At 52.6% G+C, this 21,493-nt stretch carries 21 protein-coding genes; 7 read left to right on the plus strand and 14 right to left on the minus strand.

What is annotated here, in order from left to right; translation table 11 throughout:
• Positions 1–67 precede the first annotated feature (67 nt).
• The gene (locus BLS62_RS14620) at positions 68–703 is read right to left on the minus strand and encodes a GntR family transcriptional regulator (RefSeq protein ID WP_208990867.1); all 636 of its coding nucleotides are present in this window, start codon (positions 701–703) and stop codon (positions 68–70) included.
• A gap of 221 nt (positions 704–924) precedes the next feature.
• On the opposite strand from BLS62_RS14620, the gene BLS62_RS14625 reads away from it, so the two are divergent.
• The 6 genes from BLS62_RS14625 to BLS62_RS14650 all read left to right on the plus strand — a co-directional run bounded on the left by BLS62_RS14625 (position 925) and on the right by BLS62_RS14650 (position 7,494).
• Positions 925–2,031, plus strand: a complete 1,107-nt coding sequence (locus tag BLS62_RS14625) for a polyamine ABC transporter substrate-binding protein (protein ID WP_093182092.1) — start codon at positions 925–927, stop codon at positions 2,029–2,031.
• Positions 2,032–2,127: 96 nt separating this feature from the next.
• On the plus strand, positions 2,128–3,276 hold the full coding sequence (locus BLS62_RS14630) for an ABC transporter ATP-binding protein (protein WP_093188945.1): 1,149 nt from the start codon (positions 2,128–2,130) through the stop codon (positions 3,274–3,276).
• Positions 3,277–3,285: 9 nt separating this feature from the next.
• Positions 3,286–4,245 carry an ABC transporter permease subunit gene (locus tag BLS62_RS14635; RefSeq protein WP_093182095.1) on the plus strand — a complete coding sequence of 320 codons (960 nt, stop codon included), beginning with the start codon at positions 3,286–3,288 and terminating at the stop codon, positions 4,243–4,245.
• Entirely contained in the window at positions 4,242–5,060 is an 819-nt protein-coding gene (locus tag BLS62_RS14640) for an ABC transporter permease (RefSeq protein WP_093182098.1), read from the plus strand. The genes BLS62_RS14635 and BLS62_RS14640 overlap by 4 nt, the downstream gene beginning before the upstream one ends.
• Positions 5,061–5,074: 14 nt before the next feature.
• Positions 5,075–6,055 (plus strand): agmatinase, encoded by a 981-nt coding sequence (gene speB / locus BLS62_RS14645; RefSeq protein WP_093182101.1) that lies wholly within the window; start codon positions 5,075–5,077, stop codon positions 6,053–6,055.
• A gap of 41 nt (positions 6,056–6,096) precedes the next feature.
• Entirely contained in the window at positions 6,097–7,494 is a 1,398-nt protein-coding gene (locus tag BLS62_RS14650; protein ID WP_093182104.1) for a glutamine synthetase family protein, read from the plus strand.
• Between the two features lie 5 nt (positions 7,495–7,499).
• Here the strand turns inward: BLS62_RS14650 and BLS62_RS14655 are convergent, their stop codons facing one another.
• From BLS62_RS14655 to BLS62_RS14670, 4 genes are read right to left on the minus strand one after another with little or no spacing between them, the layout of a single operon-like run.
• Positions 7,500–8,267, minus strand: a complete 768-nt coding sequence (locus BLS62_RS14655) for an SDR family NAD(P)-dependent oxidoreductase (RefSeq protein WP_093182107.1) — start codon at positions 8,265–8,267, stop codon at positions 7,500–7,502.
• Entirely contained in the window at positions 8,267–9,205 is a 939-nt protein-coding gene (locus BLS62_RS14660) for an SDR family oxidoreductase (RefSeq protein WP_093182111.1), read from the minus strand. The genes BLS62_RS14655 and BLS62_RS14660 overlap by 1 nt, the downstream gene beginning before the upstream one ends.
• Positions 9,202–10,122, minus strand: coding sequence for a bile acid:sodium symporter family protein (locus BLS62_RS14665; RefSeq protein WP_093182114.1), 921 nt, complete (start codon positions 10,120–10,122; stop codon positions 9,202–9,204). Before BLS62_RS14665 ends, BLS62_RS14660 begins: the two co-directional genes overlap by 4 nt.
• The gene (locus BLS62_RS14670; RefSeq protein ID WP_093182117.1) at positions 10,119–11,435 is read right to left on the minus strand and encodes a flavin-containing monooxygenase; all 1,317 of its coding nucleotides are present in this window, start codon (positions 11,433–11,435) and stop codon (positions 10,119–10,121) included. Before BLS62_RS14670 ends, BLS62_RS14665 begins: the two co-directional genes overlap by 4 nt.
• A gap of 122 nt (positions 11,436–11,557) precedes the next feature.
• On the opposite strand from BLS62_RS14670, the gene BLS62_RS14675 reads away from it, so the two are divergent.
• Positions 11,558–12,205: a TetR/AcrR family transcriptional regulator gene (locus BLS62_RS14675; RefSeq protein WP_208990868.1), complete on the plus strand. Its 648-nt coding sequence runs from the start codon at positions 11,558–11,560 to the stop codon at positions 12,203–12,205.
• Positions 12,206–12,239: 34 nt separating this feature from the next.
• Here the strand turns inward: BLS62_RS14675 and BLS62_RS14680 are convergent, their stop codons facing one another.
• The 9 genes from BLS62_RS14680 to BLS62_RS14720 all read right to left on the minus strand — a co-directional run bounded on the left by BLS62_RS14680 (position 12,240) and on the right by BLS62_RS14720 (position 21,467).
• Positions 12,240–13,022: an oxepin-CoA hydrolase, alternative type gene (locus BLS62_RS14680; RefSeq protein WP_093182124.1), complete on the minus strand. Its 783-nt coding sequence runs from the start codon at positions 13,020–13,022 to the stop codon at positions 12,240–12,242.
• Positions 13,019–14,158 (minus strand): acyl-CoA dehydrogenase family protein, encoded by a 1,140-nt coding sequence (locus BLS62_RS14685; protein ID WP_093182126.1) that lies wholly within the window; start codon positions 14,156–14,158, stop codon positions 13,019–13,021. Before BLS62_RS14685 ends, BLS62_RS14680 begins: the two co-directional genes overlap by 4 nt.
• A gap of 9 nt (positions 14,159–14,167) precedes the next feature.
• Positions 14,168–15,364 (minus strand): acyl-CoA dehydrogenase family protein, encoded by a 1,197-nt coding sequence (locus tag BLS62_RS14690; RefSeq protein ID WP_093182128.1) that lies wholly within the window; start codon positions 15,362–15,364, stop codon positions 14,168–14,170.
• A 30-nt stretch (positions 15,365–15,394) separates the two neighbouring features.
• Positions 15,395–16,570 carry an acetyl-CoA C-acyltransferase gene (locus BLS62_RS14695; protein WP_093182130.1) on the minus strand — a complete coding sequence of 392 codons (1,176 nt, stop codon included), beginning with the start codon at positions 16,568–16,570 and terminating at the stop codon, positions 15,395–15,397.
• Positions 16,571–16,829: 259 nt separating this feature from the next.
• Positions 16,830–17,645 carry an IclR family transcriptional regulator gene (locus BLS62_RS14700; protein WP_244283589.1) on the minus strand — a complete coding sequence of 272 codons (816 nt, stop codon included), beginning with the start codon at positions 17,643–17,645 and terminating at the stop codon, positions 16,830–16,832.
• A gap of 132 nt (positions 17,646–17,777) precedes the next feature.
• Positions 17,778–18,473: an ABC transporter ATP-binding protein gene (locus tag BLS62_RS14705; protein ID WP_093188948.1), complete on the minus strand. Its 696-nt coding sequence runs from the start codon at positions 18,471–18,473 to the stop codon at positions 17,778–17,780.
• Positions 18,474–18,493: 20 nt separating this feature from the next.
• Entirely contained in the window at positions 18,494–19,264 is a 771-nt protein-coding gene (locus tag BLS62_RS14710; RefSeq protein ID WP_093182135.1) for an ABC transporter ATP-binding protein, read from the minus strand.
• The gene (locus BLS62_RS14715) at positions 19,264–20,538 is read right to left on the minus strand and encodes a branched-chain amino acid ABC transporter permease (RefSeq protein WP_093182137.1); all 1,275 of its coding nucleotides are present in this window, start codon (positions 20,536–20,538) and stop codon (positions 19,264–19,266) included. Before BLS62_RS14715 ends, BLS62_RS14710 begins: the two co-directional genes overlap by 1 nt.
• Complete coding sequence (locus BLS62_RS14720) at positions 20,535–21,467, minus strand: branched-chain amino acid ABC transporter permease (RefSeq protein WP_093182140.1); 933 nt, start codon at positions 21,465–21,467, stop codon at positions 20,535–20,537. The genes BLS62_RS14715 and BLS62_RS14720 overlap by 4 nt, the downstream gene beginning before the upstream one ends.
• Between the last annotated feature and the right edge of the window lie 26 nt (positions 21,468–21,493).

A 21,493-nucleotide genomic window follows, 5' to 3' on the forward strand; every position in this document is an offset into this window, starting at 1 on the left:
GTTGACCATGCTCATTACGTCCGTCATTCAAAAACCCAATCCGCTAACTTGATCAGGTAAATGCACACTATTTGGCAGCAATAAGAGACTCCCGAATAAACCCCATACCCTGCGCTATGTCTTCTTCCATCGCATGCTTCAATGCCTCAGCATCACGAGATTTCATCGCCTCTAGCGCTTGTTTGTGCTGATCCTCAAGATTCGCAGTTCCAGAGCGCCCGTAGACCAAACGCATAAAGGGTCCGAACTGAACCCAAAGATTTCTCACCAGTTTAATAAGAATTTCTGATCTTGATTTTGAGTAGAGACTAAAGTGAAACCGGTAATTGCCGCGCATGTATCCCTCAACATCTCCAGTCTCCAACGCCACATCAATTTCAGAATCTATATCGCCAAGCACTTGGATATCTTCATCAGTCAAATATTCAAGTGACATAGTTGCCAGCTCTACTTCCAACAGACGGCGAGCAGACCAAATTTCGACAATCTTCCCTTCCGTCACATCCGGAATGGAAACACGTCTATTTCCATGTAGTTCCAGTGCGTTTTCAGCAATCAGGCGGCGCACTGCCTCGCGAACTGGCATAGCACTCACACTCAGGTCTTCGGCCAACCCACGCAAGGTCACAGCCTTGCCCGGTAAGAAGCCACCGAACAGAATTCGATCTCTCAACTGCCGATAAACCTGTTCATGAACAGGCAAACTAACTTCAGTAGGCACAGTGTTATGTGATTTTTTTTTTATCATGCAAGGACTATAAGTGCCGCGGACCCAGCTGCAAAGATAATTTGATCACAAACTATTGCTTAGCTCCAAAAACTGTGATCATCTTTGAGGTGTGGCGCAGAGAAAACAACAATGGAGAATGCCAGTGCCAGATTAACCAGCACCAATGCTGGGCACAATTGAAGGGGGAATATGAAATGATATCGAGCTTCAAGTCCAAGGCTATGGGAACAGCCATAGCAGCTTGCGCAGCAACCTTTGCAGCAGGCACCGCCCATGCCGAAGGGTCTCTTAACATTTACAATTGGTCCGACTACATCGATGAAGCCGTCCTGGCCGAGTTTGAAGCAGAGACCGGCATCAAAGTGAAATACGATGTCTTCGACTCCAACGAAATTCTGGAAACAAAGCTTCTTGCCGGCGTCACTGGCTACGATATCGTCGTCCCCTCTGGCACATTCCTCTCTCGCCAAATTCAAGCCGGTGTGTTTCAGGAGCTGGACAAGTCGGCCCTCCCCAACCTGAAGAACATGTGGTCAGTCGTTTCCGAACGAACTGCCCTTTATGATCCGGGAAACAAGTTCTCCATCAACTACCTATGGGGCACGACAGGGATCGGCTACAATGTTGACGCCGCCGCCCAGCGCTTGGATGGAAAGCCCGTAGACAGTTGGGAAATCTTCTTCAATCCGGCAATTCTCGCAAGGTTTCAGGATTGCGGCGTCCATGTGCTGGATGCTCCAGCAGAACTTATTCCCGCAGCCCTTAATTACCTTGGCCTCAACCCCGATAGCCATGACAAAGCCGATATTGCCAAGGCCGCTGAGCTCCTGAAGACAGTTCGCCCTTATGTGCAGAAGTTCCATAGCTCAGAGTATATCAATGCTTTGGCAAATGGAGATATCTGCTTGGCTGTTGGCTGGTCTGGCGATGTATTCCAAGCGCGTGACAGAGCCAACGAAGCTAAAAACGGCGTAAAGGTAAACTACATCATCCCCAAAGAAGGAGCCCTGATGTGGTTTGACCAAATGGTCATTACATCTGATGCGACGAACGTCAAAGAAGCACATATCTTCCTTGATTACATCATGCGGCCGGAGGTGATCGCAAAGTCAACCAACTACGTGGTTTATGCCAACGGCAACGAAGCGTCTCAGCAATTTATTGACGCAGAAATTTTGGAAGACAAAGCCGTATATCCCGATGATGCTACATTGGAGAAAATCTACGTCACAACACCCTACGCACCAAAAATACAGCGTATTGTGACCCGTGCGTGGACCGCCGTTAAAACGGGTCAATGACTCCCCAAAAGGTGCGCCTGCGAAGACCGCTTTGCTTGCCCACCCCCTCATTTGGACCAGTCAACCGTTAAACAACGGAAGCGGGGCGGAACCACCTTGGAAACTCTGGCAAAAACACAACCAATCTGCAAATTTGAGCCTTGGGAAGATCCAACCCAAACTCCTTTGGTCCGCTTTGACGGCGTGACCAAAAAGTTTGATGACTTCACTGCGATTGAAGATCTGACGCTCGACATATACGAGCGGGAATTCTTCGCCCTGCTTGGTCCATCAGGGTGCGGCAAAACCACCATGATGCGCATGCTTGCGGGGTTTGAACACCCCACAAACGGCAGTATCCATCTGGGCCAGCGCAATCTGGAAAAAGCACCGCCGCACAAACGACCGGTCAACATGATGTTCCAGTCCTATGCGCTCTTCCCGCATATGAACGTCGAACAAAACATAGGCTTTGGTCTCAAACAAGACAAAATACCGAAAGCGGAAATCAAACGACGTGTAGAGGAAATGCTGTCTCTGGTGCAGTTGGAGCAGTTTGCCAAACGCAAGCCCCACCAACTTTCCGGCGGCCAAAAACAACGCGTTGCCCTCGCCCGGTCCTTGGCTAAAAAACCCAAACTCCTGCTTCTAGATGAACCTCTCGGCGCGCTTGATCGCAAGTTGCGCGAGCAAACCCAGTTTGAACTGATGAACATTCAGGAGCAACTCGGCCTGACCTTTGTCATCGTCACTCATGATCAGGAAGAGGCGATGACGGTTGCCAGCCGCATTGCAGTGATGGACCACGGTAAGATCGTTCAGGTGGCAACACCCGCTGAAATCTACGAGTACCCCAACTCCCGCTATACCGCAGACTTCATCGGTGATGTGAACATCATTGAAGGCCGCATTGATGTCACAACAGGTCAAACAGCCAGCTTGCAGTGGTGCGAGGGTGAAACGCCCCTTAGTGTCGCGACAAAGCTACGCCCACAAGCTGGCTCAACCGCATGGTTGGCAGTAAGGCCCGAAAAATTACGCATTTCAAAAGATCGACCAGCCACAGCAGATAACTGCGTCAAAGGGGAAGTTTGGGATATCGGTTACACCGGCAACATCTCCACCTATCACGTCAAAGTATCAGACGGGTCCATCCTTAAAGCACAAGTCTCTAACCGCGAACATCTGGCTGACCGCCCAATCACATGGGAAGACCCTGTCTACGTCTATTGGGAAAAAGGCGCTGGCGTCTTTCTGGAAGCGTGAGGAGGAAGCATGACAGTCGTTGACATTACACCTCCCCTCACAGATGAGGTAGAAGAGGAAAATCCGCTGAGCGCAGGCTGGGGCCGCAAACTGCTAATTGCTGTGCCCTATCTCTGGCTGCTCGTTTTCTTTCTCGCCCCTTTCATCATTGTCCTGAAGATTTCATTTTCTGACGTTGTTTTAGCGCGTCCGCCCTACTTTCCAAACTTCGATATCTCCGAAGGTTGGAGCGGCCTTGTCGCCATGTTTCAGGCGTTTGATCTGGAAAACTACCTCTGGCTGACGGGAGATGCCCTTTACTGGAAATCCTATCTCTCAAGCCTCAAAGTGGCATCCATCTCCACTCTTATCACGCTGCTGATTGGCTACCCAATCGCCTACTCCATGGCAAAAGCACCAAGGGAATGGCGCGCCACCCTCCTCATGCTAATCATCCTGCCGTTTTGGACCAGCTTCCTCATCAGAGTGTACGCCTGGATCGGGATCTTAAAAAAAGAAGGCTTCCTCAACCACTTCCTGCTCTGGGCCGGAGCGATTGATGAACCGCTTATGATCCTGAACACGGATACAGCTGTCTATATCGGCATTGTCTATTCCTACCTGCCATTCATGGTTCTGCCGCTCTATGCCGTTTTGGAAAAGCTGGAAGTCTCCCTGCTGGAAGCGGCAACAGATTTGGGCTGTTCCCCACTCAAAGCATTCTGGGTCATCACTCTGCCGCTCTCCTTGTCTGGTGTCTGGGCAGGCTGCTTCCTCGTCTTTATCCCAGCCGTGGGTGAGTTCGTCATACCGGATATTCTCGGCGGCTCCAGCACTATCATGATAGGCAAAACGCTCTGGGTGGAATTCTTCTCCAACCGAGACTGGCCGGTCGCATCAGCCGTTGCCATCCTCCTGTTGTTTATGCTGATCCTGCCCATTGTCCTGTTTCAAAAACAACAGGAAAAACATGCGGAGGCCAGCCAATGACCCGCTTCAACTGGTTCAACACCACAACACTCACTCTCGGCTTTGCCTTCCTTTACCTGCCGATTATCCTGCTGATGATCTACTCCTTCAACGAGTCTCGCCTCGTCACGGTTTGGGCCGGTTTTTCGACCAAGTGGTATCAGTCGGTGTTCCTTAATGAGAGTTTCATGGATGCCGCTTGGGTCACTGTGCGGGTGGCCTTCATCTCAGCCTCGGTTGCCACCGTATTTGGCACAATGGCAGCTTTGGTGCTAAACCGCGCAGGTCCGTTCCTCGGTAAAACGCTGTTCACGGGAATGATCTACGCACCCATGGTGATGCCGGAAGTAATCACCGGCCTCTCGCTGCTGCTGCTCTTCGTCTCCCTGGATTTTGCTCGCGGGTTCTGGACAGTCACCATCGCCCACATCACCTTCTCCATGTGTTATGCGGCCGTCGTTGTATCCGCCCGATTGGTCACCTTTGAGAAAAGCTTTGAGGAAGCCGCGCTGGATCTGGGCTGCACCCGCTTGTCCGCATTTATGCAAGTCACACTTCCAATCATCTTTCCTGCAATCCTAGCTGCATGGCTGCTCGCCTTCACCTTGTCGCTGGATGATCTGGTGATTGCATCCTTCGCCTCCGGTCCCGGCGCGACCACCCTGCCCATGAAGATCTATTCGCAAGTCCGCTTCGGCGTCTCACCGGAAATCAATGCCCTGTCATCCATATTGGTCACCATCGTGGCCATTGGCGTTGTCACAGCCTCGCTGATCACCAAACAAGCCTATGTAAAGCGTATGAAAGAAGAACGATTGGCGGAAGCTGCAATCTAACCGAGGAAGAAACAGTGTCTGATGTAAAACATCCATCCTCGCTGGATGAATATTCAAACGGGGACCTAGCCTACACCCGTTCAACCCCCTATGGGACAGTCGCGGAATCCTGTTACGCTGGCGCCCTCAGCTTCATGCGCCGCAGGTTCACCAAGGACCTGACAGGCGCCGATGTCGCAATCCTCGGCATTCCTTTTGATATGTCCGTCAGCAACCGCCCCGGCTGCCGCTTTGGCCCGCGCGCGATCCGGCAAGCCTCCTCCATTTTAGCATGGGACCATGCATGGGGTTGGCCGTTTGACCCTTATGACCGTCTGGCTGTTATCGACTACGGCGACTTCGTTTTCGACCCCGGCTATCCCATGGATATCCCCGGTGAGCTGGAACAGCAGGCCGCAACAATTTTAGACGCAGGTGCCACAACGCTCATGTTGGGCGGCGATCATTTCTGCGCCTACCCCATGCTCAAAGCGCATGCCGAAAAGCACGGCCCGTTGTCCCTCATCCAGTTTGATGCCCACAGCGATACCTGGACGGATGACACACCGCGCATTGACCATGGCACTATGTTCTACAAGGCCGTCAAAGAAGGCCTCATCAACACGCAAACGTCGATACAGATTGGTATCAGAACCAACAACGACAACACCCACGGCCTCACCACAATTACAGCTGACTGGGTGCGCAACAACGGAGCGCAAGCAACCGCCCGCAGAATAAAGCAAGTGGTTGGTCATTCTGCCAGCTACATCAGCTTTGATATTGACTGCCTTGACCCTGCTTTCGCACCGGGAACCGGCACACCAGTTATAGGCGGTCTTGGTTCTGGTGAGGCACGTGAAATTCTCCGTGGCCTTGCAGGCATCAACCTTAAAGGCATGGATTTGGTAGAAGTTTCACCTGCCTATGACCATGCAGAAATTACAGCCTTAGCAGGCGCCACATTGGCGTTGGATCTGATATGTATATATGCCAGTCAGTTTCCTGATCGCTGAAGATAACCATAGACATTTCATTCACTGATAGAAGAGATAGCATGCCCACTCTGACGCCGATGAAGACACAGCTGGAGCTTTTCAAAGAAGAAGCGGAACGCTTTCAAAAACAACACCCAGATCTTGAAAAAATCGAGGTGCTTTACTCTGGCTTCTGTGGTCCGCTCAGAGGCAAATGGCTGCCAGCAAGCATGCTCTCCAAACTAACCGAAGGCGCAGTTCGCCTGCCTTTGTCTACTGTCGCGCTTGATGTTTGGGGCGTGGATGTTTCTGCAACGGGGCTTGCCATCGAACGAGGCGATCCAGACGGCATACTTATGCCCGTACCCGGTACACTTAAGCCCGTACCATGGGCCAAAGTTCCAACCGCTCAAGTTCTGGTCACCCTGTTTGAACTAGAAGAACAAACTCCGCATCTGCTTGATCCACGCTACGTGCTGGAAACAGCGCAAGCCAAGCTAAAAGACAAAGGCCTGACACCTGTCGTTGCCACGGAACTGGAGTTCTACTTCATTGATATGGAACCCGGATCCAATGGCCTACCTCTGCCGCCAATCATTCCCGGCACCAAACATCGCCTCAAAGCTTCCCAGATCTATGATTTAGATATCATGGCACAATTTGAACCGATCCTTGCTGAGATCAATCGTGCCTGCAAAATTCAAGGCATTCCGGCAGATACCACCATTGCTGAATTCGGTCATGGCCAGTTCGAAATCAACCTCCTGCATGTGCCTGATGCACTGGAAGCGGCAGACCACTGTCTTCTGTTCAAACGGGTCATCCGCCATATCGCCAGAAAGCACGGCATGGACGTGACCTTCATGGCCAAACCATATGCGGAGTGTACGGGCAGCGGCTTTCACGTTCACACCAGCCTGCTGGATGCAAACGGCGCCAACGTGTTTACGGGCGAAACAGACGAGGCCAGCCCTACACTAAGACATGCAGTTGGTGGCCTGCTGGAAACCATGCTGGACATGCAAATCCTTTTCGCACCACACGCCAACTCCTATCGCCGTCTGCAACCAGCCTCCTATGCACCGACGGCTTGCTGCTGGGGTTATGATCACAGAGCCGCCGCCGTTCGCGTGCCTGCCACCAAGGGCGTGGGCGCACGGTTAGAACATCGCGTTGCAGGTGCTGACGCCAATCCATATCTGGTTGTTGCGGCCCTTTTGCATGGCATAAACCACGGTTTAGAACACAAGTGCGACCCCGGAACAGCCATTACCCCGCAAGAAGATCTCGCCAAATACAAACACCTCTCCGGCAATTGGGAGACAGCCATCACCAGATGGAAAGATAGCGCAGCAGCACAGCAAATGACCTCAAGCGACTTCCACCGCATCTACTCCATCAGCAGGTCAGCAGAATACGATATTTTTGCAACCACAGTGACTGCTTTTGAGTGTCAGACCTACGCAAAAAAGGTCTGACAGAACTACGCCTCTTTGATACTACGCTCCATCAGCCGCTGATAAAGCCTTGGAGAAACCCGATTGAGCCACCACGCTAGAAATGCGACGCGGCCAACCGGTTTCATAGCTGTTTTGCGCAGGTAAGCAGCAAAGATAATCTCTGCCGCTTTCTCAGCACTCATGTAGTCAACACCATCACTGGCTGAACCTGGCCGCGCAAGGCCGTTCCTCTGCTGTTCCGCCCTGCCAATATTGGTCGCAACAAAGGACGGCGCGGCAATTAATGTGTGTACGCCATGCAATTTTTCCTCGGATCGAAGTGAGCCGAAAAACCCCTCCAACGCATGTTTACTGGCAGCATAGGCCGTACGTTTAAACAGCGGAGAAAACCCTGCCACTGATGAAATCGCCAAATGGCAGCCCTTCGAGGCACGGACCGCTTGCAAAAACACACGCGCCGTCTGCACAGCCGCAAAATAATTGACCTCAAACACCTTTCGATGTGCATCAAGATCGGCTTCGGAAAACAAACCAATATGCGTTATGCCTGCATTATAAATAACCAGATCAACGCTCGCTCGTGCCGCCAATATTGACGAGGCAACACCCTCAACAGCACATCCATTTGTCAAATCACAAGCATAAACGCTCTGCTTATCATTGGTCGGCAAAGCGTCCAAAGCTGGCCCCGGCAAATCCAGTAGAACCGTATGCCAACCTTCACGTTGCAACCGTGCAGCCAGCGCTTGCCCCAGCCCACCAGCACCACCAGTAATAATAGCCGTCTTCATCAAAGCCCCACCGATAACCGCCAGTGCTCAAACACTTCAGCACTTGTTTTTTCAGGAATATAACCAAACTCAGTTTTCAGCCGCTCATTGCTCAGCACAGGTCGGTATTGCAAAAACCGCACCTGCTCCGGCCCATACCGCGAGAGCTTCAGGGTCTTCGCAATACCCAGTATCAGCTTCAACATCCACGCTGGCAGTTTGATCACGGGTTTGCCCAAAATCTCACCAAGTTGATGAACTGAAACCGCACCATCACCCGCCACATTGTATATGCCAGCAGGAGCCTCAGCCACCGCCCTCAGCAGAATACGAGCCAGATCCTGCGTCCATATAAACACCCACGGACTATCCGAGCCAACAACCCCAAGCAGCCGCGCTTTATGAAACAGCGAGGTAATCTGGTTATCCATCCCAGCCCCAAGCACTGTGCCAACCCGCAGCAGCACCTGCTCCAGTTGAGGAGCGTCCTTACGCGCATCAGCAAGCATCTCCTCAACAAGCCTTTTATGATAGGCGTAAGCAAACTCTTGGTTTCCACGGGTCGCATCCGCCTCCCGCAGTGGCACAGGGTTATCCGCATGATAGCCATAAGCCGCCCCGGAGGACGTCACCACAAGCCGCTTTACACCGTGCCTGATGGAAGCGTCCAAAACAGCCTTTGTTCCCTCCACATCCACCAGATATTCAAGGTCGCGGGTAGAATTCGCTGGCGGCGTAACAATGGAAGCTAAATGAACAATCACATCGGGTTTTTCCTCGGCAATCAGCGAGAAAACCCTGTCTGTCGTCACATCCAGTTTTTGATAGGTGGCCCCGGCGGGCATAAAATCCGGTCTACGCACATCCGTTGCCACCACCTGCAAATCAGAGTGCTCAAGCTGGCGCAAAAACGCTTGTCCAACACCACCAGCTGCGCCGGTAATCAGCAGCTTACTCATAGTGTTACCTCCACAGGCGCCTTCACAACTTTACGCGCCATGATATTGGCAAGCACCAACCCACTGATCGCATGCCAGATCCCCCAGAACGCAGCCACAACGGACATACCGCCCAACCCGCCGAAAAACCCAAAGATGAGAATAAGGCCAAGCCCAGAATTCTGAATACCCGTTTCAATGGTTATGGCCCTTCTGTCATAAGCAGAAACGCCAGCCACACTCGCCAATGCATAGCCACCAGCAAGAGCCAGACCGTTATGGATCAGCACAAGGCCAGCAACAGCCCCCACATAGTTTAAAAAGAAGGTCCAGTTTGCAAACAGGGTAAGAATGATGAACCCAATAAAGATGCCCATGGACGCCAACCGCAAAGGTTGCCGGATTTTAGCAGCCATTCCCGGTTTAAATCGATTAAGCAAAATGCCGAGGCAAAGCGGGAGAACCAGCATAAAACACACGGTTATTGCAACCGAGAGCTTATCTATATGGGTCTCCTGAAGGATCGCCCGTGTCGGCTCATATAAGTTACCCCAAAACGCGATATTGAACGGGGTCGCAACAATCGCCCCCACTGTTGCAAAAGCTGTCATGGAAACGGAAAGAGCCGCATTGCCTCCTGCACGCTGCGTGATGAAGTTGGAGATATTCCCACCCGGACATGCAGCGACCAATATCAACCCTAATGCAATGGAAGGGCGCGGCTGCGTTGCCAGCACCAGCAAAAATGTAAGGCTTGGCAACACTAGAAACTGCGAGCACAGCCCAATCACAAGGGGCTTAGGTGCCAGCGTCAACCGTTTAAAGTCCGCAGGCGACAAATCCAGCGCGATGGAAAACATCACCACGGCCAAAATGCCATTCAGCAGGGTTAAAGAGCCTGCACTGAAGTTAAGCGTAATGAGGTCAATGTCACTCATGCCATTTCCCTCTTCAACGCCTTGGATCGTTTGGTCACCGCAGACCGGTAGCTTTCTTTGTCAACGTAATAAGCCATGCGCGCCAGCTTCAGATAGTTCATCCCACCTGTTTCGCGCTCAAACTCCTTAGCCTTCTCAACCTGAATGGATTTCGCCGCAGAGTTACCCTCTCGCAGTCCCCGCAAATAGCTGGCAACCAACTCTGCTTGCTCGTGTCGCCCTTGCCAACCAAGGCCCGTTGCTTCCACCATCCCCATCACAAACACATCATCTCGCTCTGGATGCATGCAGTTCAAAAACAGATGCGGCGCATCCTCTTGCCAGTTCAGCAAGTCCTTCCTGATAAACGGATAGTGCAGTTTGTAGCCCGTCGCCGTCACGATCAGGTCATAGTCTTGCGCCTCACCATCTTTAAAGCGAACCGTGTGCCCATCCAGCTCTTTGATGTCAGCCCGAATGCCCACATCCCCATGTCCCGCATGGTAGAGGATGAGTGAGTTAACCACCGGATGGCTCTCATAAAGCGCATAGTCTGGTTTTGGAAAACCATAGCTCTGCGGATCCCCGACAAACCACTTCAAGATCTTCTGGTCGACCTTGCGCTTCAACCACAACGGCAACTTCACCGCGCCGCCCATCGTGTCCGCTGGTTTACCGAAAACGTATTTCGGCACAAAGTAATAGCCGCGCCGCATGGAAATATCGCAGTGTATCCCGTGGTGAATCGCATCCACGGCAATATCGCAGCCGGAATTACCAGCCCCAACAATCAACACCCGCTTATCAGCAAACTGCCGCGCGCTTTTGTATTTGCTGGAATGGATGATCTCACCAGCAAACTCGCCCTCAAACACCGGCATATTGGGCTCAGACAAAGTCCCGTTCGCAATAAGCACTCCAGCAAAGATGGCAGAATGATCTCCGTCCAGATCACTCCAGCACACACGCCAGCCCTCACCACTTTCCCCCAGCGGGTCTATGCTGGTAACCTCTGCCCCAAACACATAACGGCTTTTAAGGTCAAACTTCTCCGCAAAGTCGTGGAAGTACTTTTTGAGCTCACGATGCCCCGGATATTCAGCAGTGTCCTTGCCCATCGGAAAATCCGCAAACTCTGTCATTCGCTTCGATGAGATCAGATGCGCAGATTCGTACATGGTCGATTTCGGTCCGTCGATATCCCAAAGCCCACCTACGCCCTGGTGCAACTCAAATCCCTGAAAATCAATGCCTTGCTCAATCAGTGTCTTTGCAGTGGCAAGCCCCATCGGCCCCGCCCCGATCAAGGCAAACTTCTCCTCTGTATTTTTCACTGTTCTCTCCCCCTCAGAAGTACAATTAGATTGAACAGTCGTACAAAATAAGGCAAGTTATTTTTATAATTAAGAAAATTTCGCAGGAAAAACAAAGACAAAGGGCTCCTTCAAAGAGCTCATTGGAGACGCGCCAAAAGATTCTTGACGCTGCGGAGTACCTTTTTGCCTTTCGCGGATATGACGCTGCGTCCATCAGAGACATAGCAAAACGCGCTGATGTAAAGCTGGGATTGGTGAACCATCACTACGGCTCCAAGGAGGACCTGTTCTTCAAAGCCGTTGAACGCCGTGCAGCCGAACTCTCCCAGCTCCGCCTCTCGGCGCTTGAGCAACTGGAAACCTCGGGCGACCAGATCACAGTAGAGGCCGTGCTTGAGTGTTTCTTCTATCCTTATCTGGAAAAGGCCGAAAACGGAGGACCGCACTGGCTGGCCTATGCTCGTCTTGTGGCCATGGTATCAGCAGAGGAAAGATGGAGAGCAATTTCAGAGGCCTGCTTTGATCCAGCCGCAAAAATATTCCTCGCAAAAATTGCGATGCTCTATCCGGAAGCTGACTTAAAAACTGTCTCCGCCACCTTCGTCTTCTCCATCTCCTCCATGATTGCGCTTTGCACATCCAGATGGCGCGTCGAGGCTATGGCAGACGAACAACACAGCTCAAGCATTGCCGCGCTGAAGTCCCTCCTCATACAATACGCAGCCGCAGGCATGAACAATGCCCTCAGCTCAAATCGCAAGACAGATAACGGGCTTACTTTGCCTTGAGGCAGGTCATTCCCTGCTTCAAAGCTCTGTTCCATCAGTAGCAAGGCTGGCGCCGTTCAAGAAAAGCATTGATCCCTTCCTGAGCTTCATCCCCGCCCAAAACCTTTGCCATCGTATCGCGCTCCAAATCCATCTGCTTACAAAAGCTGTTGGAACCTGCTGCCTCTACCATCCGCTTGATATGCCCTTGCGCTTGGCGGGGACCATTCCCGATGCGGTCCGCCAACAAACACGCTTGCGCAAAAGCACTGTCTGCATCAGCAAGCACATTCACCACGCCCAAATGATAGAGCCGTTCCGCCCCAACAGGCTGACCTAGCAAACACATCTCACTCATTAACTGGCGAGGAATGAGCTGTGCAAGAGAAGCTATTGCCCCGCCATCAGGCACAAGCCCCACCTTCACATAGGCCAGCATAAACTGAGCATCCCGATCCGCTACAATCAAATCACAAGCCAAAGCTAAGGACACCCCGGCACCGGCAGCCCCGCCGCCAACCGCCGCAATCACCGGTTTGGAGCAAGACCTTATCCGCCTCACCAGATCATGAAGCTTCTCAATGTTATTCTTCCGCTCGGAAATCGTCACCTCACGGCGCTTAACCAATGAATTGAGATCACCACCGGCACAGAAATAACCGCCCTCACCTGTAAGGATCACACAGCGAATACCGTCATCCTCATCAGCAAGGTCAAGCGCGCGGTGCAGCCCCTCATAATAATCTGGAGACAAAGCATTGCGGCGAGACCGGTTGCAGTTGGTAACAACCAACCGATCTCCCTGACGCTGCAGATCCACAAGTGAAGATGTGTTCACGAGCCGTGCGCCTCGCTCGCATCTTGCTGCATAAAGCCAACAAACCGCTCCAGATGATAATCAACATCGCCCAGTTGGTGGTCAATCATCATCAACCGCTTGGCAAAGTGCGACAACGCATACTCCTCTGTCATGCCGATACCACCATGCATCTGAATGCACTCTTCACACACCAATTGAGCCACACGGCCAATCAGGTTCTTTGCTGCACTCACATGCATTTCACGCACATCACGTTTAGCAGAAAGATGGCCAGCCACGTTGATAAGCGCTGAACGTGCCTGTTCGATCTCAACAAGGATTGAAGCCATACGGTGCTGCAAAGCTTGAAACTTGCCCAGTGGCCGCCCAAACTGCGTCCGCACCCGAAGATACTCAACAGTCAGCTCCTTCGCGCTTTCCATCGCACCAAGAGCCTCAGCACACAGCGCCACCACACCGGCAGCACGCATGGCCTCCAGCGCTGGCAACACCTCTTCAACCGCACCAAGCTGAGCAGAGGAGGACACCTCAACATTCACCAGCGCAATATCAGCAGCCTGATAACCATCCATATTGGGATAGGAGAACCGCTCAACACCGGTACTAATGGCATCAACAAGGAACAGCAGAACACCTTCAACAGAGCGGGCACTCACGATGAGTTTGTCCGCACTCGGTCCGCCAATCACCACGGATTTTGTCCCATTGAGACGATAGCCACCCTCAATCTGGTCTGCACTGGTCTCCACATTGTCCAGATCATACCGGCTCTGCGGTTCTTCCAGTGCTGGCACCACCTTGAGACCGCCGCCGATCATTTCGTCTATAAGAGCCTTTTGCGCCTCAGTTCCAAGCGTGCTCAGCAACTGCCCAGCCATAACACCGCAAGCCATCAACGGCTCGACGCAAGCAACACGGCCCAGCTCCTCAAACACAACGGCGATATCAAACCCGCCGCCACCAAAGCCGCCATTGTCCACGCTGAACATGGCACCAATGACGCCCAATTCAGCAAAATCACTCCACACCTTAGCGGAGTACCCGAGATCACTGGCAATGATCTCTGCTCGCTGCTCAGCGCTGTAAGTGTCTGATAGATAACGACTCAGCGTCTCCTGAAGCATCCGCCGTTCTTCACTATGATTGAAATCCATGAGGCGCTCCTAAAGACCGAGAATAGCTTTGCTGATGATATTGCGTTGGATCTCATTAGATCCGCCAAAGATCGAAAGCTTGCGGTTGTTGAAGTAATCCGGGCTGACAGAAGCAGCATACTCCGGCCCAACGCTTGCGCTGTTTGCTCCACTCTCCAACGCTTCAGAAACAAACGGCATGGCATAGCGCCCCACAGCACGCCGGGTCAGATCATTGATCGCCTGCCGGATCTCGGTCCCTTTGATCTTCAACATCGAGCTTTCCGCTCCCGGCGCTTGTCCTGCTGCAGCTTTGGTGATCATACGCAGGTTCGTGGTCGCCATCGCCATCAAATCAATCTCGATCTGCGCGATCCGCCCCGCAAAATACGGATTCTCAATGAGGGGTTTGCCGCCGGATGTTTGCTTGCGGCAGATATCCTTCAAATGCACCAGCCCAGCGGCTGAAGAACCAACACCCGCGATATTGGTGCGCTCATGGGTCAGCAGATACTTGGCGTAGGTCCACCCTTTGTTTTCTTCGCCAACGAGGTTGCCAGCAGGGACTTTGACATCATCAAAGAACACCTCATTCACTTCCTGCCCACCATCAATCAGCGTAATAGGCCGGACGGTCACACCGGGCGTATTCATATCAATCAGCAGGAACGAAATCCCTTCCTGTGCCTTCACCTCAACATCGGTGCGCACAAGGCAGAAGATCCAGTCCGCAAACTGACCAAGCGTGGTCCACGTTTTCTGGCCGTTGACGATGTAATGATCACCGTCCCGCACCGCCCGCGTTTTTAAGGAGGCAAGGTCAGATCCAGCTTGCGGCTCGGAATAGCCCTGACACCACCAGTCAGTGCCATCCAGAATACGCGGCAGAAAATGGTCCTGCTGTGCTTTGCTTCCGAACGCAAAAAGCACAGGTGCCAGCATGGAAAGCCCGAACGGCATCGTACGCGGCGCATGAGCAAGGCACAGCTCTTCCTCAAAGATATTGCGGTAAACGGCATTCCAGCCAGTTCCGCCATGCGCCTCAGGCCAGTTGATCGCCAACCAACCGCGCTTGTGCAGCGTGGCGTGCCAATCCTCATGATCCGCCTTTGAAAGGCGCTGCCCAAGCCGCACCTTCTCAGCCAGCGCAGGCGATAGGTTTTCTTTTAGGAACAGGCGCACATCATCACGAAAAGCCAGTTCCTCTGCAGAGTAATTGAGGTCCATACCGGCACCCTCCTGCTGTTTCCAAATGTCTTAGAAAATCTCGAAGAGGCCAGCAGCACCCATGCCGCCACCAACACACATAGTCACCACAGCGTTTTTCGCGCCGCGGCGTTTGCCTTCCAGCAAAATATGCCCGGCCAGACGCGACCCAGTCATGCCATAGGGGTGACCAATCGCAATGGAACCGCCATTGACGTTGTATTTCTCAGGGTCAATCCCCAGACGATCACGGCAGTAAAGCGCTTGAGACGCAAACGCCTCATTGAGCTCCCATAAGTCGATGTCTTGCACCTTCAGGCCTGCCCGCTCCAACAAACGCGGCACGGCAAACACAGGGCCAATGCCCATTTCATCCGGCTCACACCCTGCAACAGCAAATCCTTTGAACGCGCCCAGCGGCTCAAGTCCGGCCCTTGCAGCGTCCTTCGCCTCCATCAGTACAAGCGCTGAAGCCCCATCCGACAGCTGAGAGGCATTGCCTGCGGTGATGTAATGCTCTTCCCCGCGCACGGGTGCCAAACCGGTAAGTCCGTCTATGGTCGTTGCCGGGCGATTACACTCATCTTTGGTGATGGTGACCTCACGCTGGCTAATCTCGCCCGTCTCTTTGTCCTTCACGTTCATGGTGACGGACATCGGCACAATCTCGTCTTCAAAGATGCCCATCTGCTGACCAGCCGCAATACGTTGCTGGCTCCGCAAAGCAAATTCATCCTGCGCATCACGGGATACGCCGTAGCGCCCCGCCACAATATCCGCCGTCTCGATCATCGGCATGTAGATGGCTGGCTTGTTCTCATCGATCCAGTTTTCCCGCCAGCGACCTCTGCTATCTGGGGTCAGGGAGATAGATTCAACACCCGCCGCAACGATTGCTGCTGCCCCATCCTGAACGATAGAATGGCTCGCCATGGCAACTGATTGAAGACCGGAGGCACAAAAGCGGGTCACGGTTGTGCCAGCAGTATTCGTTGGCAAACCAGACCGCACTGCAATCTGCCGGGCGACATTTGCCCCTGTTGAGGCCTCTGGAAAACCACAACCAACAATACAATCTTCCAGAAGGTTGGGATCGATACCGGACCGTGCAACAGCAGCAGAAACTGCATGTGCCCCAAGTGTCGCGCCATGCGTGGCGTTAAACGCACCCCGAAATGCTTTCCCAATCGGCGTCCGTGCCGTCGCTACAATCACTGCTTCACGCATACTACAAGCCTCCCAAAATCTTTTCTAAATCAATGGTATGAGCAAGGCAGTCTTCAGACTACACAGCCTCCCGACGCCGCAATTTTGTGAGGACTCAACAAACGTAGTCCCCCTGCCCACTCATAGGTTGCATTAAAACTACCAAGTTTCACGTATTTTTCAATATGCAATTCTTAATTCTAATATGCGGAATTAAACAAAATAAAACCGCCCTGCATCCAAGGCGGCTTCAAACGTCAATTGTCCGTAAGAGAGAGGCTTACCCCCGGTTGATTAGCACGGAAGAGAGCCCCAGCGCCCGTTCCAGCTCTTTCACTCGATCTCTCAGTTTTGGGCCGACTTCATTTCGCATACGCTCATAGCTCAGTATTTCCGGCGTTGCACCACAGCTGATCGCCACAGGCTCTCCAAAATCATGAGACCGAAAACCCGTAGACACCGCGTTTATGTTCTCCGCATAGCGCCTGTCTTCATCCACCATCACAAAACCATGGGATAGCAACTGAGAGTAACCGGAATGCCGGGCGTGTTCCAAATCCTCAACCAAGACGCTCTCATCTCGTGCCCGCACCTTGTCACAGACCCGTGCAAACTCACTATCATTCACGCTTGCCAGATAGGCATGACCCGAAGATGAACCAGCAACAGAAATACGGTGCCCCACCTCCAACCAAATGGCAGGAGCCCCTTGAGGTCGCCATGTTTTGGTGAGCAACATCTTGCTCTCATCCAGCACCGCCAGCAGAGTAAGCGTTCCGGTTTCATCCGCAAGTTGCTGCATCATAGGATTGGCAGTCTCGATAAAGGAGACCGAGGCGCTTGCGATGTTGCCCAGCGCCAGAGCTGCAGGACCAAAACGATAACGATCATGCCGCCGCGCATGGCTCAGGTATCCAAGCTGATGTAGTGTGAAGGTCAAACGAGAGACTGTGGATTTGGGAATACCCGTCCTTATGGAAATTTCCTGATTTCCAAGCCCGTCATCAGAGGCACGAAACGCTCTCAGCACTTGCAGCCCGCGTGCCAGCGTTGTTGCAAATCGCCGGTCTTTCTCTTCACTACCCGTCAACGTCAAAGCCCCATCAACCCCAAGCAGAGTGCCTGCGAAATATCATTCAGTCCCGTTTAAATAGCATAAATGGCGTGGTGCGCGGAACACTACCGATGCGCGCACCACACCTTCTCCAAGGTAAAACGCACTAGACTGCTAAACCTCCAGCCATTCCCGGCGGATGTCCTCACGCCCACGAAACTCTTCTGGCGTGCCGTGGTAGACAATCTCACCATGCCCCATCACATAGACCTGCTGCGCGATCTTCAGCGCAATGGAAAGCTTTTGCTCCACCAGCAAAATGGAAACACCAGCCCGCGCAACCTCGGCAATCAACTCACCAACCTGTGTCACGATCTTAGGCGCTAGTCCTTCCGTGGGTTCATCAATGATGATGAGGTCAGGGTCTCCCATCAGCGTCCGGCAGATGGTAAGCATCTGCTTTTCACCCCCTGAAAGCACGCCAGCAGGTGTATCTGCACGAGATTTGAGATTGGGGAACATCTCCAGCATCTGCTCAATGGTCCACTTACCCGGTCTGCGCATATCCTTGATACCAAGCAACAGATTGTCCCGGACACTCATCATGGGGAACACATCCCGGTTTTCAGGCACATACCCAAGGCCCAACCGTGCAATGGCATGGCTCGGCAACCCGGAAATACGCTCTCCCTTAAACCAGATATCGCCCTTAGGCGCGACCTCGCCCATAATCGCCTTGGCAGTGGTAGACCGCCCGACACCGTTCCTGCCAAGCAGTGCTGTCACACTGCCCTTAGGCACATCCATAGTGACCCCGCGCAGAACATGGCTTTTCCCGTAAAAGGCATGCAAATCCCGGATTTTCAGCATTTCATTTGCAATGGCCCCGTTCATGCTGTCTCCTCCGCAAAGTCCGCTTCATCACCCAGATAAGCTTCTCGCACTCGCGCATCACCGCGAATTTCCTCAGGCGTCCCAGTGGCAATGATCTCCCCGTAGACAAGAACCGAGATCCGATCGGACAAGCCAAACACCACGCCCATGTCATGCTCCACAATCAACAGGGTTTTGCCTTCCGTTGCCATCTCAATCAACTCAATGGCCCTCGCCGTTTCAGAGTGGCTCATGCCTGCTGTTGGTTCATCCAGCAAAATCACATCAGCACCACCAGCAATGGTAATCGCAATTTCCAGCGTGCGTTGGTCTGCATAGGTCAGCAGCACAGCAGGTACATCGGCCTTTTCAATCAACCCAACCTTTTCCAGCACCTCTGCTGTTTTGCGTTGAACCTCCTTCAGGTTGCCAATATTGCGCCAAAAACTGTGCCCATACCCAAGAGACCACAGCACCCCGCACCGCACATTCTCGCGAACTGACATATTGGCAAAGATATTGGAGACCTGAAAACTACGAGATAACCCCAGCCGGTTGATCTCATGTGGTTTAAGACCGGAGATTTGCCGTCCACCCAAAGATATACGGCCTGAGGTTGGAGGGAACAAACCGGAGATAAGATTGAACAGGGTAGACTTGCCCGCCCCATTGGGGCCGATGATTGCATGGCGCTCGCCGCGTTTGATCTCGAGGGATACCCCCTCGATAATCTTGGCTGGTCCAAAGCTTTTGCGCACATCCATCAAGTGTAATGCAGGAGCATTCATTAGCTTACCCCTCCCTGTCTACGCAAAATGTTCAAAAGGCCAACGCCAACAGCGAGCAGAACCCCACCGATTATCCAGGACAACAGCTGATCTGGTGATAAATGTAAACCGAAGGGTTCAAACGCCTCACCAAACCCGTTGGATCGCCGGACAGCAAGCTCAATCAGCGTAATCAACCCGGTAACCATCAACACACCGCAGGTGAGATAAGCGCAAGCTCGCACCATTCCCTTGATTGATAAAGCCTGCTGAAAAGCACCAGCAGCACTGAGCAAAAGCCCTGCCAAACCACCGGGCGCGAACATGATCATACCAATGAACAACAGTCCGAGATAAAGCAGCCATGCCTCAGAGTAATCTGAAAGATTGGACTGCATAAACGTCAGAACCACAGCGCCGAGAATAGGGCCGGCAAAGTACCGCGCACCGCCAATAAACGCCATCAACAACACAAGACCAGAGGGAACAACACTCAGGCTCTCAGGTGTAAAGATCTCATAGTTCACCGCAGACATACCGCCCGCAAGCCCGGCAAAACCACCTGCGGCAATGAACACCAGATAACGCACCTTGTTAGGATTATAGCCAACGAACTGAACCCGTTCTGGGTTGTCTCGCACCGCTTGCGCCATCTTACCCAGTGGCGTACGGGTAAAGGCAAACATCATAGCAGTACCGGCAAACGCCCAGAACGCAATAAACCAGTAGACTTCGCCAAGCGGCCCAAGCGAAAGACCAAAGGCTTCAATACCGTTCATACGGTCGCCAGTGATCCCTTCCTCACCGCCAAACAAGCCGATGAACATAAACCCAGCCGCGGCAATCAGCTCTGCAATACCAAGCGAGATCATAGCAAACGGCACACCTGCCCGCCTGCAAGACGGCCAGCCAATCACAGCCCCTGCCATCGCCCCACCAGCAAACCCAACCAGTGGAAGCGCAAACATGGGAAACGCGGCCCAAACTCCGCCATCATAACTGGCATTCTCGATCCAGTTCATAGCGTGCATGGCTGCGTATCCGCCAAGGCCAAAATAAACAGCATGGCCAAACGAAAGCATCCCCGCCTGCCCTAGCAACATATTGTAGGACAGCGCAAATACCATATTGATTCCAATGGCATTGAACAAAGAGAGCGATGTTCTGGATGGCTCAAACAAAGGGATTGCCAAAAGCAGCAAAGCCATCAGCAACAGCGGCAAAATCCGCGTTGCAAATTTAAACTGAGAACTCGGTGCCAGATCCGGCAACCGAACAATACTGGTATCGGTCAAAACTCACGCTCCCCCATCAGGCCGCGCGGTCGCAGCATCAACATCAACACCAGCAGCATGAATGGCAACATTGGAGCCAGTGATGCGATTGTGATACGTCCAAGGTCTCCGTCCGCACTCAATCCGGCAAACGAGAAAATTTCCGCAAAACTGGCATCAATGGAAATTGCGAAGGTCTGTAAGAAGCCGATCAGCAGACTGGCAATAAATGCCCCTTCCAAACTGCCCATGCCCCCAACAACCACAACCACAAACACAATCGGACCAATGGAAAACGCCATAGACGGTTCGGTCACCAGATAATTGCCGCCGATTACGCCAGCCAGCCCAGCCAGCGCACAGCCAGCAGCAAACACAAGCATGAAGATGCGCGGAACGTTATGCCCCAGATGGGACACCATATGCGGATGCGTAAGTGAAGCCTGAATGATCAACCCGATACGCGTCCGTTTCAAAAGGTACCAAAGTCCAACCAGCATCGCGATGGAAACAGCCAGCATGAAAATCCGGTAGGCCGGGTATTGCGAGCCAAAAAGTTCGAAGAGTGAAAAATTCAACTCCTTCGGAATCTCGTAGGGAACAGCAAATTTACCCCAGATGATCTTCACGAGCTCTTCGACCACATAGGCAAGGCCAAATGTGAAAAGCAACTCGGCCACATGCCCACGTGCGTGGATTCTGCGTAAACCCCACTTTTCAACGCATGCTCCGGCCACTCCAACGCAAATCGGTGCCAAAAACAACGCAAACCAGAACCCGGTGTGCTGTCCAAGCGTAAAAGCAAAGTAGGCTCCAAGCATATAAAAGCTTGCATGAGCCATGTTCAAAACGCCCATCATGCTGAAAATCAACGTCAATCCGCTGGACAGCATAAAGAGCATCAGGCCATAAATGAGCCCGTTCAGCAGTGCAAATACAACCGTCTCCATAACACCCCTCAAGAGAAGAAGGTACG

The sequence above is a fragment of the Pseudovibrio sp. Tun.PSC04-5.I4 genome, from assembly GCF_900104145.1.
Taxonomy (GTDB): domain Bacteria; phylum Pseudomonadota; class Alphaproteobacteria; order Rhizobiales; family Stappiaceae; genus Pseudovibrio.